Annotated in this window: 12 protein-coding genes; 4 read left to right on the top strand and 8 right to left on the bottom strand. The window is 69.9% G+C overall.

Annotation, left to right across the window (positions count from 1 at the left end):
* Positions 1-37: 37 nt before the first annotated feature.
* The 5 genes from IEY14_RS23855 to IEY14_RS23835 form a co-directional block, all read right to left on the bottom strand.
* Positions 38-583: a TadE/TadG family type IV pilus assembly protein gene (locus IEY14_RS23855; RefSeq protein ID WP_188913032.1), complete on the bottom strand. Its 546-nt coding sequence runs from the start codon at positions 581-583 to the stop codon at positions 38-40.
* Positions 583-1,122, bottom strand: coding sequence for a TadE/TadG family type IV pilus assembly protein (locus IEY14_RS23850; protein ID WP_188913030.1), 540 nt, complete (start codon positions 1,120-1,122; stop codon positions 583-585). Before IEY14_RS23850 ends, IEY14_RS23855 begins: the two co-directional genes overlap by 1 nt.
* A 9-nt stretch (positions 1,123-1,131) precedes the next feature.
* Positions 1,132-2,610, bottom strand: coding sequence for a pilus assembly protein TadG-related protein (locus IEY14_RS23845; protein ID WP_188913028.1), 1,479 nt, complete (start codon positions 2,608-2,610; stop codon positions 1,132-1,134).
* 349 nt (positions 2,611-2,959) lie between these two features.
* A complete protein-coding gene (locus IEY14_RS23840; protein ID WP_188913026.1) occupies positions 2,960-3,838 on the bottom strand; it encodes a glycosyltransferase family 2 protein in 879 nt (292 codons plus the stop codon).
* Positions 3,820-5,892 (bottom strand): HAD-IIB family hydrolase, encoded by a 2,073-nt coding sequence (locus IEY14_RS23835; RefSeq protein ID WP_188913024.1) that lies wholly within the window; start codon positions 5,890-5,892, stop codon positions 3,820-3,822. The genes IEY14_RS23840 and IEY14_RS23835 overlap by 19 nt, the downstream gene beginning before the upstream one ends.
* Before the next feature lie 54 nt (positions 5,893-5,946).
* Here IEY14_RS23835 and IEY14_RS23830 point away from each other — a divergent pair, with 54 nt between their 5' ends.
* Both IEY14_RS23830 and IEY14_RS23825 read left to right on the top strand, forming a co-directional pair.
* The gene (locus IEY14_RS23830; protein ID WP_188913022.1) at positions 5,947-7,005 is read left to right on the top strand and encodes a glycosyltransferase family 4 protein; all 1,059 of its coding nucleotides are present in this window, start codon (positions 5,947-5,949) and stop codon (positions 7,003-7,005) included.
* A complete protein-coding gene (locus tag IEY14_RS23825; RefSeq protein ID WP_188913020.1) occupies positions 7,005-8,180 on the top strand; it encodes a glycosyltransferase family 4 protein in 1,176 nt (391 codons plus the stop codon). The genes IEY14_RS23830 and IEY14_RS23825 overlap by 1 nt, the downstream gene beginning before the upstream one ends.
* On the opposite strand, the gene IEY14_RS23820 is transcribed toward IEY14_RS23825, so the two are convergent.
* Both IEY14_RS23820 and IEY14_RS23815 read right to left on the bottom strand, forming a co-directional pair.
* On the bottom strand, positions 8,168-9,142 hold the full coding sequence (locus IEY14_RS23820) for a glycosyltransferase family protein (RefSeq protein ID WP_188913018.1): 975 nt from the start codon (positions 9,140-9,142) through the stop codon (positions 8,168-8,170). The genes IEY14_RS23825 and IEY14_RS23820 overlap by 13 nt on opposite strands.
* Positions 9,139-9,780, bottom strand: a complete 642-nt coding sequence (locus IEY14_RS23815) for a glycosyltransferase family 29 protein (protein ID WP_188913017.1) — start codon at positions 9,778-9,780, stop codon at positions 9,139-9,141. The genes IEY14_RS23820 and IEY14_RS23815 overlap by 4 nt, the downstream gene beginning before the upstream one ends.
* Positions 9,781-9,951: 171 nt before the next feature.
* Between IEY14_RS23815 and IEY14_RS23810 the strand changes: the two genes are divergently transcribed.
* Both IEY14_RS23810 and IEY14_RS23805 read left to right on the top strand, forming a co-directional pair.
* Complete coding sequence (locus IEY14_RS23810) at positions 9,952-11,088, top strand: glycosyltransferase (RefSeq protein WP_188913016.1); 1,137 nt, start codon at positions 9,952-9,954, stop codon at positions 11,086-11,088.
* Between the two features lie 19 nt (positions 11,089-11,107).
* Positions 11,108-11,755 (top strand): hypothetical protein, encoded by a 648-nt coding sequence (locus tag IEY14_RS23805; protein ID WP_188913015.1) that lies wholly within the window; start codon positions 11,108-11,110, stop codon positions 11,753-11,755.
* 1,286 nt (positions 11,756-13,041) lie between these two features.
* On the opposite strand, the gene IEY14_RS23800 is transcribed toward IEY14_RS23805, so the two are convergent.
* Positions 13,042-13,929 carry a helix-turn-helix transcriptional regulator gene (locus IEY14_RS23800; RefSeq protein WP_188913014.1) on the bottom strand — a complete coding sequence of 296 codons (888 nt, stop codon included), beginning with the start codon at positions 13,927-13,929 and terminating at the stop codon, positions 13,042-13,044.
* Positions 13,930-14,004 lie beyond the last annotated feature (75 nt).

Genomic DNA, 14,004 nt, shown 5'->3' with positions numbered 1-14,004 from the left:
CAGTGCCGGGACAACGCGCGAAGCGGCCGGCTCCGCCTCAGCAATCCGTGCAGCTGGGCAGGGCGCGGCCGCGCGAGCGGGCATAGCTCGTCGCGGCGAGATCCAGGGAGCCCGTCAGGCCGAAGCCGCCGAGCACGTAGTCGTAGCGGTAGCTCGTCTCGGCGAAGATGAAGCTCGTCTCGCCCGATTCCACCATCTCCTTCGGCAGATCCATCGCGCTGCCCTTCGTCCGGGCGGCGAGGATGCTGCCGGCCGGCGCGATCGACCAGGCGATCGAGGATTTGCCGGCAGCGTCGAGCGTCACGACGGACAGGCGGGCGCCGAGGCGCTTGTCGTCGAAGGGCGCCAGGATCGGATAGCGCACGTCGAGGACCTTCGCGACCTCGCTACGACTGAGGGAGGTCAGCTGCGCCGTGAGATCGGCGAGATTGGCGGCGCAATTGTCGAGCTTGCGCTGGAAGGAGAAGGCGAGGGCGACGTCCTGGGACGCGACATAGACGAGGAGCACGAGCGGCAGGATGAAGGCGAATTCGATCGCCGCCGCGCCCCGGCGCTCGCGCAGGAAAGTCGTCAGCCGGCGCATCAGAAGGGCTCCGTCTTGAAGACGGTCGTCGCGGCGACGAGATGCCGGCCATTGCTGAGATTGCCGAAGGATTCGCGCGCGAGGCCCAGGATCGGCAATTCGTAGAAGACGCGCAGCATGACGATGGCGCCGGCCGGCGGCGTGTCGAAGCGAAAGCTGCTCCGGTCGAGGCTGCCGCTCACCACCGGCAGGCTGCGCGGCAGTTCGGCGAAGTTCGAATAGGTCTTCAGATCGATGGCGATGTCGCCGCAGGTGACGAGGCGCAGCAGCTTGTCGCAGATCGCCGTGCGGAAGTCGTCGGCCGACATCGCGCTGCCGGTCACCTTGCCGGTGCGGATCTGCCGCGCCATGCGCTGGCTCTCGAAGCTCAGCGACATCTGCACCGCATAGATCATCACCGTCTGGAACAGGACGAAGATCGCCAGGAGGAAGGGCGCGGCGAGGATCGCGAATTCGATGGCCGAGGCGCCGCTCCGGTCGGCGAGCTTCGGGCGGCTCCGTTCGAGCCATTCTCGCCAAGACCGGGACGGCCGTTTCATCGAATCTTCCTATTCGGCGATGCGAACCTGGCTGATCGAGCGCGCGATCCCGTCGAAGGAGGCGATCAGCTGTTCGGAATTGCTGGCGTCGTAATAGTGATTGCGGTCGGCGGCGCAGTTCTGGAGCAGCGTCTTGGCGTCTGGGTCGTTGACCATGAAGGCGACGGAGAAGATCTCGATCTTGTTCGACTTGGCGTAGTCGCAGATCTTCTGGGAATCGGCGTTGGTCTTGGCGACCGCCGCCGCGTCGGTCTGCTTGGCCGTCTTCGTCGCGCCGTTGCCGACGATGTTCGCATGCGAGCCGTCGCTGTTCATCTTCATCGTGTTGTCGCCGTCGGTCATCAGGATGAGGACCTTGCGCGGATTCTTGTTCTGCGGGTCGTAGCTTTGCGCCCCCTCGAAGGGCGCCACCGGCGACAGGGCGTTCTGCCCCCAGATCAGGCCGGCCGGCATGTAGGTCTGCGGGATGTAGCTGCCGCCGCCGAAGCTCATCGCCTTGATGCCGGCGAGGAGCAGGGCCTTGTCGTCGGTCAGTTCCGTCATCTCGGTCATGCATTGCCGAGTGCCCGTGTCGAGAAAGCCCGGATAGGGAATGGAGGGATTGAGGTCGTTCACGTTGTTGCCCGCACCCTTGCGCGAGCCGATGCAGCCGTTCCACTTGTAGTTCGTGGTGCTGGTCGAGTCCGTGGTGCAGGTATATTGCGCCGGCGTCGTCTTGTATTGCAGGCAGACGCCGGTACTGCAGGTCGAGGCATAGGGAATGCCGTCGTTATACTTGGTGCAGGCGACGGACTCGTATTTCGAGCAACTCTTGGTTTCCGGCTGGTTCGTGCATTTCCCGGCCGTGGTCGTGGTCTTCGAATAGTCGTCGGCGACCGAGATCCAGGGCTTGGTCCGGTTCTTCACCCCGACATTCACATTGGCCGCATAGGGGACGAGCGCGATTTCTACCGCGTCGTCCGGATTGGGCAGCAGGGTGGAGACGAGATTGGTCGAGGCGATCTTGAGGACGTCCATCCGCGTCTGGCCGCTCGGCATGGTCGCGCTCATCGAATAGGTATTGTCGAGCACCAGCGCGATTTCGAGATATTGCACCGGCGCGCGCTTGGCCTCGACATAGGCCGAGCTTTTCAGCCGGTCGTAGCCGGCCATGGCCATCAGCGTCGCGGGGATCGTGCCGGACACCTTCAGCTTGATGAACTCGGCGCTGCCCTCGAAACTGTCGATGGTGATGTCGCCGACCTTGGCGTTCTTCAGATTGGTCTTCAGGAACTTCTCGGCCTTCAGCCGCAGCTTGCCGAGATCCTGTTCCGGCGAGGCCGCGAGGGCGAGGCTGGTGAGATCGGCCGCGCTCTGGAGGGCCGCCTGGGACGCGTACCAGCGCGTGCCGTCGATCATGAAGCCGGCGCCGAAGACCATCGGCAGCAGCGCGAGCGCGCCGATGATGGCGAAATTGCCCGAGCGGTCCTGGAAGTATTTTGTGAACAAAGCCGTGGTTCTCCCCACAGCTTTTTTGTAACGCCGCAACCCCTAATGCCGGCTTCATCGGGCAAAGGCGGAAACCTCAACGAAAACGGTGGTTTACGCTATCGGAGGTAGAGTGTCGCGCGTGGCCGCGAATCGCTAAGCGCCTGTTCTATGTGACATTCTGTAACAAAAGAAGGTGGCTACGCCACTATAGGATGTTCTGAATTGACATAGGAATTCGTCGCGGTCGTTTTGCGGCTAAGAAGATTATTTCGCCTGTTCTCGCCGCGATGGGCGCAGGACTACGGCTGCCGTAGAGGAGGTGTCGGTTTCGTCAAGATCCGTCGCGATCCATTTCTGTCGCAAGGGCTCAGCTGAACAGCCGCTCGCCACCGCAGGCGGCCGCCGCGATCTCCTCCGGCGTCGGGCGTCGGACGAGGCGCAGCGTTTCGTCCGCCGGCCGCCAGTCGATCAGGCCCCGGTCGTGGAACTGGCCGAGCCAGTAATCCATGCACCAGCGCCCGTGCCGGGCGCGGAACAGCGCGGCATTGCGCAGGATATGGTCGAAATGCTGGAGCGGCGGCACCGAGATACGGTGGTGCTGGTGGTAGCAGCGCGCCCCGGCGGTCCAGAAGAAGGGCAGGCTAGACGCGGCGAGCCGGGCGGCGAAATCGGTCTCCTCGCCGCCATAGCCGACGAAGGCCTCGTCCATGCCGCCGACCGCCTGGTAGCGCGCCTTGGGCAGCGCGAAGGACAGGCCCCAGAGCTCGCCCGCATCCGCCTCCTCGCGCAGGCCTTCGGCCGGGACGGGAGGCTTGGCGGGATGGCGCTGGCCGAGGCGGTCCAACGCCGGGAAGTCGAGCCCCGAGACGTCGGGCGCTTCGCCGACGGCGCCTTCCGGCAGATAGAGCACCTCGCCGAGGAACAGGCCCTCCCGCGCCGTGGCGCCGGCCTCGTAGGCCGCGACGGTGCCGGGCGAGGCGAGGCAGTCGACATCGAGAAAGACGAGAAGCTCGCCCGCCGCCGCCTCGGCCGCGCGGTTGCGGGCGGCGGCCAGCGGCATCGGCTCGCCCGGCACCATCACGTGCCGCACCGGGCAGCCGGGCTCCGGCAGGTCGGCGAAGGGCGCGTCCTGCATCCAGGCGATGACGAGCTCGTCCGGCGCGCGGCTCTGGCCGGCCAGGCTCAGCATCAGATGGGCGAGATGGGCCCGACGGCCCCGAACCAGGGTCAGGACGCTGGTTCGCATGCGCTCATCGCCCGGCCGCGGAAATGATCGACGCCCTCCATGATGCCGAGCGCATATTTGCCGCGCGCCACGTAGGAATGCGACAAAGCCGGCAGGCTCGCCAGATCGTCGGAGAAATTCGCGACGATGATCGCCTGCGGCAGGGTGCGCAGCATCTCGATATCGTTGCCGGAATCGCCCGCGACGAAAACGGCCTGCTCCGACAGGCCGTAGCGGCGGCGCACGAAATCGACGGCCGTGCCCTTGGAGGCGCGCAGCGGCAGCACGTCGAGATAGCGGGCATGACTGTGGATGACCGAGCAGCGGAGGCCCGCCGCCTCCAGCCGGGCGCGGACGCGCCGCACGATCGTGCGGCTGCCGTCGCTGAAATAGCTGAGCTTGTGGCTGCGCTGTTCGAGCGGCGCCTGGGGGTGGAGGCCGGGAAGATCGATCAGCGCCTCGCGCACCGCCGCAGGGTTCCAGCCCTTCGAGACGATGGCGCGCCAGTCCGCGTCCTCGGCATAGGTCGTGCCGTTCGGCTCCAGGTGATAGATCTCCGAGCCGACCGAGGTGATCATCACCTGCGGGCGCGGCGTCTCCTGCTGTTCGAGGATCGCCATGGCGCTGTGGAAGGAACGTCCGGTCGCGACGCCGAAGGCGAGGCGGTCCTGCTTCTCGCGCCATTCGCCGAAGGCCTGGAGGCAGTCGCGGCAGCCGACCAGCGTATTGTCGATGTCGCAGATGAGAAGCTGCTCGGGCGCGGCGATGCCGGGCTTCGGGTCGAGCAGCGAGCGCGCCAGGCCATGATAGCGCGCGGCATGTCGCCGCCAGTCATAGGCCTTCGCCGCGACGTCGCCGGCGGCGGAGAAGCGGTCCCAGAGCGCCGGGTCCTTCAGGATGCGGGCGATGCCGTCCGCGATCGCCTTCGGCGAGCGCGGATCGACGAGAAGCCCGTTGCCGCACATTTCCACGATGTCGTTCGGCCCGCCGGAATCGGTGGCGACGAGCGGCAGGCCGACCGCCGAGGCTTCGAGAAGCGTGAGGCCGAAGGGCTCGTTCAGCGCCGGATTGACGAAGACGCCGCGCCGCTCGCGCGCATAGGCATAGAGGCCCGGCACGTCGCCCGGCCGGTGCGTCTTCGGATAGGCGACCTTGCCGTAGAGATCGTAGCGGTCGATGAGATGCAGGAGATCGCGGATCGTCTCGGCCATGTCGCCGTCGAGCTCGGCATAGTCGGCGCGCGTGCCGGCGACGAGGACGAGATTGGCCAGCGCCTGCAATTCTGCGCTCTCGCCATAGGCGGTGAGAAGGGCGGCGAGGTTCTTCTTGCGCACGGGCCGGGCGAGCGCCAGGATCGCCGGCTTCTCCGGCGCGTGCAGGAAGCGGCCGAGCATCGCCTCCACCTCCGGCGTCGCGCGGGCGCCGGCGAAGCGGTCGAGATCGCTGCCCGGCGGCAGGATGCGGATGCGGCCCGGCGCGTAGCCGGCATAGGCGGCATATTGCACCTCCGCCTCGTCGCGGGAGGAGGCGATCACGGCATCGGCCTCGCGCAAGGCCAGTTCCTCGCTGGCGATGCGCGGGCCCAGTTCCTCGCAGCCGAAGGCGGCGCGACCGAAGGCCCGCTCCTTCACGCGGCCGAGCGAATGGGCGGTGAACAGGAACGGAATCTCAAGCCTTTGCTTGACGATGGCCGCGACGGCGGCCGCGTCGGCATAATGGGCGTGGATCAGGTCCGGCCGGACCGGCTCGCCGGCGATGAAGGCGAGAAGATTTTCCGCGTAGGACGCGATCTCGGTGTGAAGCTGTTCCTTGGCGAGATAGCCGGGATCGCGCGAGGCGAGCCGCACGATCTCGACCTTGTCGGACAGGCGCTCGACCGGCGCGGCATAGTCGGGCCCGAAGGCGCTGTCGAAACGGCGTGTCGCGACGACGATGCGGGACACGGCCGAGTCCTTGGCCGAGGCCTCCACGAGGTCGAGCAGATAGCGGATATGGCCGCCCGTATCGGCGGTCAGGCCATATTCGACATTCGCGCCGCGCAGGCATCCCTGAAGCGCCAAATGCAGGATGAACATTGACCGCCTCCCTTTAGCCGATACTTAGTCGCCGAAACGGAAACCGGAGCGAAGATGTCCGAAAGAACAACCAAGTTTCGTGTCGCTCAGGTTGCCCCAACGATATTTCCTGTCCCGCCTAAAGACCATGGCGGAACCGAGCGGGTCATTCACGACCTCTCGGTCGCCCTTGGACGACTCGGAGTCGAAGTAACGTTGTTCGCCGCTTCGGACAGTGCGACAGATGTGACTCTTGTGGGAAACCTGCCAAGCCTCGCCGCGTTGGAGGCCGAGCACGGCACGGTGCCGCCCTCGATCCCGGCCGTCCTGGAAGCGGCGCGGCTGGAGGATCTGCGCGAGCGGCTGGACGGGTTCGACATCGTCCATTGCCATGGCGAGTTCTTCCATGCCGTTTTGATGGGCGAGCGGCGCCGGCACAGCCTGACGACGATCCACTGGCGCGTCGACGAGCTCGACCGGAAACTTTTCTTCGCGCGCTTTCCCGACCTGCCGGTCGCCGCGATCTCGGCGGCGCAGGAGGATGGAATTCCCATGTCGAACCGCGCCGGCATCGTGCATCACGGCATCGAGCGCGACCGCTACGCCTTCTCGCCGAAGCCCGAAGGCTATCTCGCCTTCGTCGGCCGCATGACCGACCAGAAGCGGCCGGACCGGGCGATCCGCGTCGCCCGTGCCGCCGCCCGGCCGATCCGGCTCGCCGGCACGGTGGATGTCGGCAATCCGCTTTATTTCGACCGCGAGGTGCGCCCGCTCCTGTCGGAGACGGCGGTCTATGTCGGCCCGCTCGGCGACCGCGACAAGGGCACGCTGCTCGCCGGCGCCGAGGCCCTTCTCTTCCCGATCGACTGGCCGGAGCCCTTCGGCCTGGTGATGATCGAGGCCATGGCCTGCGGCACGCCGGTGATCGCCTGGCGGCGCGGCAGCGTGCCGGAAATCGTCGAGGACGGCGTCACCGGCTTCATCGTGGAATCGGAGGAGGAGGCGGTGGCGGCCCTGCGGCGCATCGGGTCGATCGACCGGGCGGGTGTCCGGCGCCGCTTCGAGGAGCGCTTCACCGCCGATCGCATGGCCGAGGGCTATCTCGCGCTTTACAGCCGGATGCTCGGCTGCTGATGCGCGTCGCCCTTCTCGCCTGGGATTATCCGCCGGCGCCGAGCGGCCTTTCCACCGCCGCGCAGGAGATCGCCATGAGCCTCGTCGCGGCGGGGGCCGAGGTCACCGTCTTCACGCTCGACCGGACCGGCCGCGAGCATCAGGACGGAGTGGCGATCGTCGGCTGCGCCATCGCGCCGGCGAGCCGCCTCGGGCGCCTGCGGCTCTATGGCGGCGCCGGGCATCTGGCGGCGCCCGCCGCCTTTCGCCGCGCCGTTCTCGCCGAGCACCGGCGAGCGCCGTTCGATCTAGTGGAGGCGACGAACTGGTATGCGCCGGCCGGGCTTCTCTCCGGCCGGGCGCCCTTGGCCGTCGTCACCCGCCATTCGACCCCCGCCGCCTTCTCGCGCGATCCGGCCCGGACCTTGCGCGATCGGTTCGACGGCTGGGCCGCCGACCGGCTGGAGCGGCGGCAGGCGCGGCATAGCGCCGGGCTGATCTCGAACACGGAAGACCATGGCCGGCGCATCTTCGCCGAATACGGCCTCGCGGAAGGGGCCGTGCCTCATGCCGTGATCGGCCTCAGTCTGCCGCCGGAGCGAATGGCGCGGGGAAGCCGCGCGCCCTATCCGGCGGAGGCGTCGCCGCTGCGGCTCCTCTTCGTCGGCCGCGCCGAGCATCGCAAGGGCTTCGACACGATTCTCGCGGCGGCGGCGCTGCTCGCGGCCGAGAGGGCGGCGGGCGCGGTGCCGGATTTCGAGATCCGCCTCGTCGGCGTGCCGCCCGGCGATCTGCCGGCGGGCGCGAGCCCGCTCCTCCGCCCGCTCGGGCGGATCGGCGCCGAGGCGCTCGAGGCCGAATATGCGGCGGCCCATGCCGTGCTGGCGCCCTCGCGCTACGAGAGCTTCGGCCTCGTCTATCAGGAGGGCATGGCCTATGGCCGGCCGATGATCGCCTCCGCCGAGGATGCGAGCGCCCGCCACTTCATCGGCGCGACCGGGGCGGGCCGGCTGGCCGCCCGCAACGACGACGCGGCGCTGGCGGACGCGATCCGCCCGATCCTCCGCGATCCCGCCTTGCGGGCCGGGCTGCGGGACCGGGCGCTCGCCGCCGCCGGGCGCTTCAGCCGCGCGACGCTCGGTGCCGAGACGCTGGCGCTCTACGCGGCGGCCATCGCCGGCTTTCAGGCGCGATAGGGCCGGCGGAGGGCGCTTTCCTCGTCGAGGCGGCCCTCTCCCGGCGCGATCGCCTCGTAGCGCCGCGAGCGGGCTGCGACATGGGCGCCGCCGAGATGATGCTCGATTGGTCCATGCAGGCTGATGAAGCTTTGTGGCCAGTCGCGTTGCGGCCGCTCGTGGACCCGGCCGGCGAAGCGGATGTCGCGGTGGTTCAGCCGATATTGCGTATCGGGAAAGAGGTCGGACAGGGCTCCGTCCACGAGATTGCGCCGGGCAAGGCCGATCGAGACGGCGCCGCTCGCCTCGGCGAGACGGGTCAGGGCGGTCAGCAACCGGCCGGTCGGCGGCGCGATCGTCTCGTCGGCATCGAGCTGGAGCATCCAGGGCTTGCCGCCGAGCGCCTGGAGCGCGTTGCGCTGGGCGGCGAAGTCGTCGCCGAGCGGCCGGGCGGCGAGCCGGATCGCGAGACCCGCCGGGACGGGACCGGGCGGGGCGGGAGGCGCCTCGCCGTCGAGAAGGAGATGGATCTCGTCCGTCCAGGCGGCATGGGCGGCGAGCCCCGGCCAGAGCGCCGGCAGATCCCGCGCCCGGCAGAGGAGGCCGAGCGCGACGCGCGGCGCGAGCCCGGCATCGAGATCGGCGAGCCCGGCGACGGCGGCGAGCGCGCCATGCGGCTCGCGCAGCGCGGCCGCCTGCGCCGCGTCGCCCGGTACCGCGCGCCGGCCGAACCGCGTCGCGGCGGTGCGCAGCGTATAGAGGTCGAGGCCGAAGGGCAGGGCGGGATCGGCGGCGAAGGTGGGCGCGGCGAGGCGCCGGTCGAGTGCGTCCCGGGCGCCTGCCGCCTCCGCCGGATCGTCGGCGAGGAGGCCGCAGGAGCCGCAGGCGAACCGATAGGAGCGCAGCTCTCCCGGAAAGCGCAGCTGCCGCGCCGTCTCCTGCCAGAGGCGGGCGGCGCAGACCGGACAGCGCGCCTCGCTCATGCCGGCGCGCCCGCGACCGGGTGGAGACGGAGCCGGTTCGCCGCCGCCATCGCCTCGAACCAGCGCCGCTCGGCCGTCCAGGAATGGCCGTCCCAGCCGGAAAAGCCGAAGCCGAAGACCTCGATCCGCGTGGCGGCCGGCAGGCTGCGGAGAAGATACAGCGTCACGAGAAAGCCGGTGCTCGGCACCGGCACAGGCCGTTCGGGCATGGCGAGGAGCCGCCCCGCCTCGGCGGGGATCGCCGGCGGCAAAAGGTCCACCGGCCGGCCGAGCGGCGCCAGCATCGCCAGCGCCGCCTTGGTCCAGTCGCGGCCGTCCTCGCCCTGCGCCTCGACGGGCTCGCTCTTCCGGCCGAAGGGAAAGAGGAAGCGCTCCGCCGCGCGCACCGCCGGACGGTCGCGAAAGCCGGGATCGGCCAGCCATTCCCGCATCTGGCCGCCGTGATTGACGAGGGCGAGATGGGTGACGCGCCGGCCCGCCCGGCCGTCGAAGCCCGGCGCGTTGTTGAAGCGCACCACCCAGTCCGCCGCGTCGATCGCGGGGGCCGGCAGCGCCGCGCCGGGTGCGTTGCCGACGATCGCGACATGGGCCGGCAGGGCTGGGGCCGGCGGAGCGAGAGAGGGGGCGGAAGAGGGCACGCGGCATCCGGGCGTTGGGATTTCGCGCCTAGATACGGCCGTTCCGCCCGGCGGCCAGGGGCCGGCGATGCTTCGCCACATGCGCAAAGAGGCTTTCCGCCGCATGGACGCGGGGAGCGCCTGCCGCATCTTAGCGGGCAAAGATTCCCACCCGCGGAAGGTGTCGCTCGCGTGAAGAAGCCGATCTCGTTCTTCGTCCATCATCAGGGACGCGGCCACGCCAACCGCACGATGGCGCTCGCCGCCGAATTCGCCCGCGACCGGCCGGTCTCGATGCTCACCGCCGGGCCGCAGCTCTTCGACGGCTTTTCCCGCGACATCGAAATCGTGCCCCTGCCCAACATGATCGGCGCCGCCGTGCCGACGCCACGCCTCCATGCCGAGCCGACGCCGCAGGTGATGCATTGCGTGCCGCTCGGCCTCGCCGAGATGCGCCGCACCATGCGCCTCATCCTCGACCATCTCGACGATCGCCAGAGCGGCCTCTTCGTCGTCGACGTCTCGGCCGAGATCGGCCTTCTGTCGCGCGTCGCCAGCGTTCCCTCCGTCCAGATCCGCATGCATGGCGACCGCGCCGACATCGGCCATGTCGGCGCCTATGAGGCGGCGGTCGGCATGCTCGCGCCCTTCGACGAGCGGCTGGAGCAGGACGACTATCCTGCGGCGCTCCGGGCGAAGACCTTCTATACCGGCGGTCTCTGCACGACGCTCGCCGAAGTGCCGACGCGCGACGAGGCGCGCCGCCGCCTGGGGCTCGATCCGAAGCGCGAGATCATCGTCGCCGTCACCGGCGGCGGGGGCAGCGGCACGCCCTATGCGCCGCTCACCGTCGCGGCGCGCGCCGCGCCGGACGCGCTCTGGCTGGCGATCGGTCCGACACACCGCGAGGGGCACGAGACCGATTTCGCCAATCTCGCCGAACTCGGCTGGGTGGCGAATGTGACGGACTATCTCGCCGCCGCCGATCTCGTCATCGCCTCGGCCGGCGACAACACGGTGCACGAGATCGCCCGCATCGGCCGCCGGCTCCTGGTCCTGCCGGAATGGCGCTATTTTGGCGAGCAGCGGCGCAAGGCCGAGGCGCTGGTGCGGCTCGGCGCCGCCGTCGGCGCGCCGGCCTGGCCGAGCGATCTCGCCGCCTGGCAGGACCTTCTGGCGAAGGCGCGGGCGCTCGACCCGGCCGCGATCGCCCCGCTCTACGACGGCGAGGCCGCCGCCAAGGGCGCCGCCTGGCTGGAGCGGCTCACCGACGAGCTCTGGGAAGGGGCCGGGACCGAGGCCGCGCCGCTCCTGAAGGTCGTCGGCTGACGCGGCGGTCTCCGGTCTCATGGCGACCCTCGTCACCGTCCTGAAAAGCGGCGGCCGTTACGACGCGGCCTGGGTGGAGCGGCTGGCGCGCGGCATCCGCCGCTTCGCGCCGGGCTTCTCCCGCTTCGTCTGCCTCACCGACCTCGCGCTCGACCTGCCGGGCGTCGAGACCCTGCCGCTCGCCAAGGATTGGCCGGCCTGGTGGTCGAAGATCGAGGCCTTCCGGCCCGGGCTCTTTTCCGGCACGGTCGTGCTTCTCGACCTCGACACGGTGCTGACCGGCGACGCCTCGGCGCTGACGGTGCCGGGCCTCGCCGCGATGGAGGATCATTTCCACAAGGGCCGGCTGTCGAGCGCGATCCTGCGCTGGACCGGCGACGAGCTCGGCTTCGTCTTCGAGACCTTCGCCGCCGATCCGGCGCGTTGGATGGCGCCCGGCGCCTGCGGCGCGGTGCCGAACGCCGTCCATGGCGACCAGGTGGTGATCGACCATCTCCTGCGCCGCGCCGGCCGGATGCCGGCCTTCGTGCAGGCGATCCATCCCGGCCTTCTCGACTTCCACGACCCGGAAAAGCCGGCGCCGGGCCCCGTCGTGATCTTCATCGGCGACGCCAAGCCCGACACGGCCGGGGAACCGATCCGGAGCCTCTGGCACGGCGAGCGGTAAGCCGCGCCTCCGCACGTTTGCGAAGCGAAGCGCCCCACCGCCTCCGAACGCCCCAAGGCCGCGCCACCGCGTCCCTCTCCCGAGCCGGGAGAGGGTGCCGGCAGGCGGGTGAGGGAGACGTGGGGCGCAGGCATCGGCGTCGCGGGTGAGTGCGGACGCTGGTGCTCTACGTCTCCCTCATCCCGCTGCCGCGATCTTCTCCCGGCTCGGGAGAAGGAGGAGGCTGCACGGCCTCTGCTTTTTTCGGTGCGGAAGAAGCAGCATGGCGGGGTAGGAAGAGCGCCTTTCCTCTCCCCAGCGGGGAGAGGGTGGCCCGCAGGGCCGGGTGAGGGGCCTGCGGCGGTGGAGACTGGCGGAGGGCCGCTCGGCTCTGCCGACCCCTCATCGCCTGCCGGCACTTCTCCCCGCAGGGGAGAAGAAGGCGGTGGGGCGGCCGCGCCTTCTTGCAACCGGGTAGAACAGGCGAGGGCGGCTCCACCGCGTCCCTCTCCCGAGCCGGGAGAGGGTGCCGGCAGGCGGGTGAGGGAGCCGTAGGGCGCAGGCATCGGCGTCGCGGGTGAGTGCGGACGCCGGCGCGCTCTACGCTTCCCTCATCCCGCTGCCGCGACCTTCTCCCGATTCGGGAGAAGGAGGAGGCTGCACGGCCTCTGCTTTTTTCGGCGCGGAAGAAGCAGCATGGCGGGGTAGGAAGAGCGCCTTTCCTCTCCCCTGCGGGGAGAGGGTGGCCCGCAGGGCCGGGTGAGGGGCACGCGGCGGTGGAGACTATCCCAAACCCGCTCGGCTCCGCCGACCCCTCATCGCCTACCGGCACTTCTCCCCGCAGGGGAGAAGAAGGCGGTGGGGCGGCCGCGCCTTCTTGCAACCGGGTAGAACAGGCGGGGGCGGCGCCACCGCGTCCCTCTCCCGAGCCGGGAGAGGGTGCCGGCAGGCGGGTGAGGGAGCCATAGGGCGCAGGCATCGGCGTCGCGGGTGGGTGCGGACGCTGGTGCTCTACGTCTCCCTCATCCCGCTGCCGCGACCTTCTCCCGACTCGGGAGAAGGAGGAGGCTGCACAGCCTCTACCTTTTTCGGCGAGGGAGAAGCAGCACGGCAGGAGAAGGAAGAGCGCCCTTCCTCTCCCCTGCGGGGAGAGGGTGGCCCGCAGGGCCGGGTGAGGGGCCTGCGGCGGTGGACACTTTCCGAAACCCGCTCGGCTGCGCCGTCCCCTCATCGCCCTGCCGGCACTTCTCCCCGCGAGCGAGAAGAAGGCGGCGTCATTGCCGCGCGAGACGATCGGCCCCGCCCCGTCAGGCGGCGAGTTCGGCGGTGTTTCGTTCGGTGAGGACATGCGTCAGGAACAGGCTGAAGAGTTCCTGCTGGCTGGCGATGCCGAGCTTGGCGTAGATGCTCTTGCGGTGGTTCTTCACCGTGCCCTCGGCGATGCCGAAGAGCGCGGCGACCGAATGGGTGGAATGGCCGCGCAGCACCATCTGCGTCACCATCCGCTCGCGCGTCGAGAGAAGGCCGGCGCAGAAGGTGGCGAAGGCCCGGTCAAGCACGGGCTCCGCCGCGCCCGCGAGCGCCGCAGCGGCGGGTTCGGGGGCGGCGAGGCGCGGGAACTGCCGGCGCAGCGCCTCGCGCACGATCGGCTCGGCGCCGCTGAGGCGCTCGAACTCGGCCGCGTCGAAAGGCGGCTGCCCGGCGCTGCGCATCAGCGAATAAACGGCGCGAAGCCCGCCCGGCAGTTCCACGACATAGCCGATCTCCTCCGACAGCGAGCCGGACTCCATCGAGATGCAGGGATGCACTTCCCAATTGTTCACGTATTCGCCTTCGAAAAAGGCATCCGGCGCGATGTCGCGCATCCGGTAGAGGCCGGGCGGCACCGGGCGGGCGCAGGCGACGTAGAAGGGATCGAGCAGATAGGCGCCGTCGAGATAGGCGGCGAGCGCCGCGCCCGGCCGATGCGCGCCGAGCCCGTCATGAAGATGCAGCACCCGCCCGGCGGCCGGATAGGCGAAGATGACGCTGAGATCGAAGGGGGCGAGGCGCCGCAGCGCCGCGTCGAGCCGCTCGGGCAGATCCGGCTCGCCGAGCCGCGCGATGACGGCGCCGATCTCGGCCAGCCATTCGCCGCCCGCCGCCGCCCCGCCCGCCATCGCCGCCGGCCGCCCGGCCTCCGCCGCTGCCCCCATCGCCTCGCCCTCCGATCCCGTCTCGATCGTCCTCCAGGACGCAAGAAGCGTACCAGTGGCACCGCCCCGGCGGAT

The organism is Aureimonas endophytica, assembly GCF_014642635.1.
Lineage (GTDB): Bacteria > Pseudomonadota > Alphaproteobacteria > Rhizobiales > Rhizobiaceae > Plantimonas > Plantimonas endophytica.
The sequence above is the reverse complement of the archived record's forward strand: the minus strand, read 5'-3'. Positions and strand labels throughout refer to the sequence as shown.

What these genes read in the sequence shown, in the direction of transcription:
- IEY14_RS23835 (WP_188913024.1), bottom strand. Translation starts at nt 5,892, where the DNA reads ATGTTCATCCTGCATTTGGCGCTTCAGGGATGCCTGCGCGGCGCGAAT.
- IEY14_RS23840 (WP_188913026.1), bottom strand. Translation starts at nt 3,838, where the DNA reads ATGCGAACCAGCGTCCTGACCCTGGTTCGGGGCCGTCGGGCCCATCTC.
- IEY14_RS23805 (WP_188913015.1), top strand. Translation starts at nt 11,108, where the DNA reads ATGGCGACCCTCGTCACCGTCCTGAAAAGCGGCGGCCGTTACGACGCG.
- IEY14_RS23830 (WP_188913022.1), top strand. Translation starts at nt 5,947, where the DNA reads ATGTCCGAAAGAACAACCAAGTTTCGTGTCGCTCAGGTTGCCCCAACG.
- IEY14_RS23850 (WP_188913030.1), bottom strand. Translation starts at nt 1,122, where the DNA reads ATGAAACGGCCGTCCCGGTCTTGGCGAGAATGGCTCGAACGGAGCCGC.
- IEY14_RS23825 (WP_188913020.1), top strand. Translation starts at nt 7,005, where the DNA reads ATGCGCGTCGCCCTTCTCGCCTGGGATTATCCGCCGGCGCCGAGCGGC.
- IEY14_RS23855 (WP_188913032.1), bottom strand. Translation starts at nt 583, where the DNA reads ATGCGCCGGCTGACGACTTTCCTGCGCGAGCGCCGGGGCGCGGCGGCG.
- IEY14_RS23800 (WP_188913014.1), bottom strand. Translation starts at nt 13,929, where the DNA reads ATGGGGGCAGCGGCGGAGGCCGGGCGGCCGGCGGCGATGGCGGGCGGG.
- IEY14_RS23820 (WP_188913018.1), bottom strand. Translation starts at nt 9,142, where the DNA reads ATGAGCGAGGCGCGCTGTCCGGTCTGCGCCGCCCGCCTCTGGCAGGAG.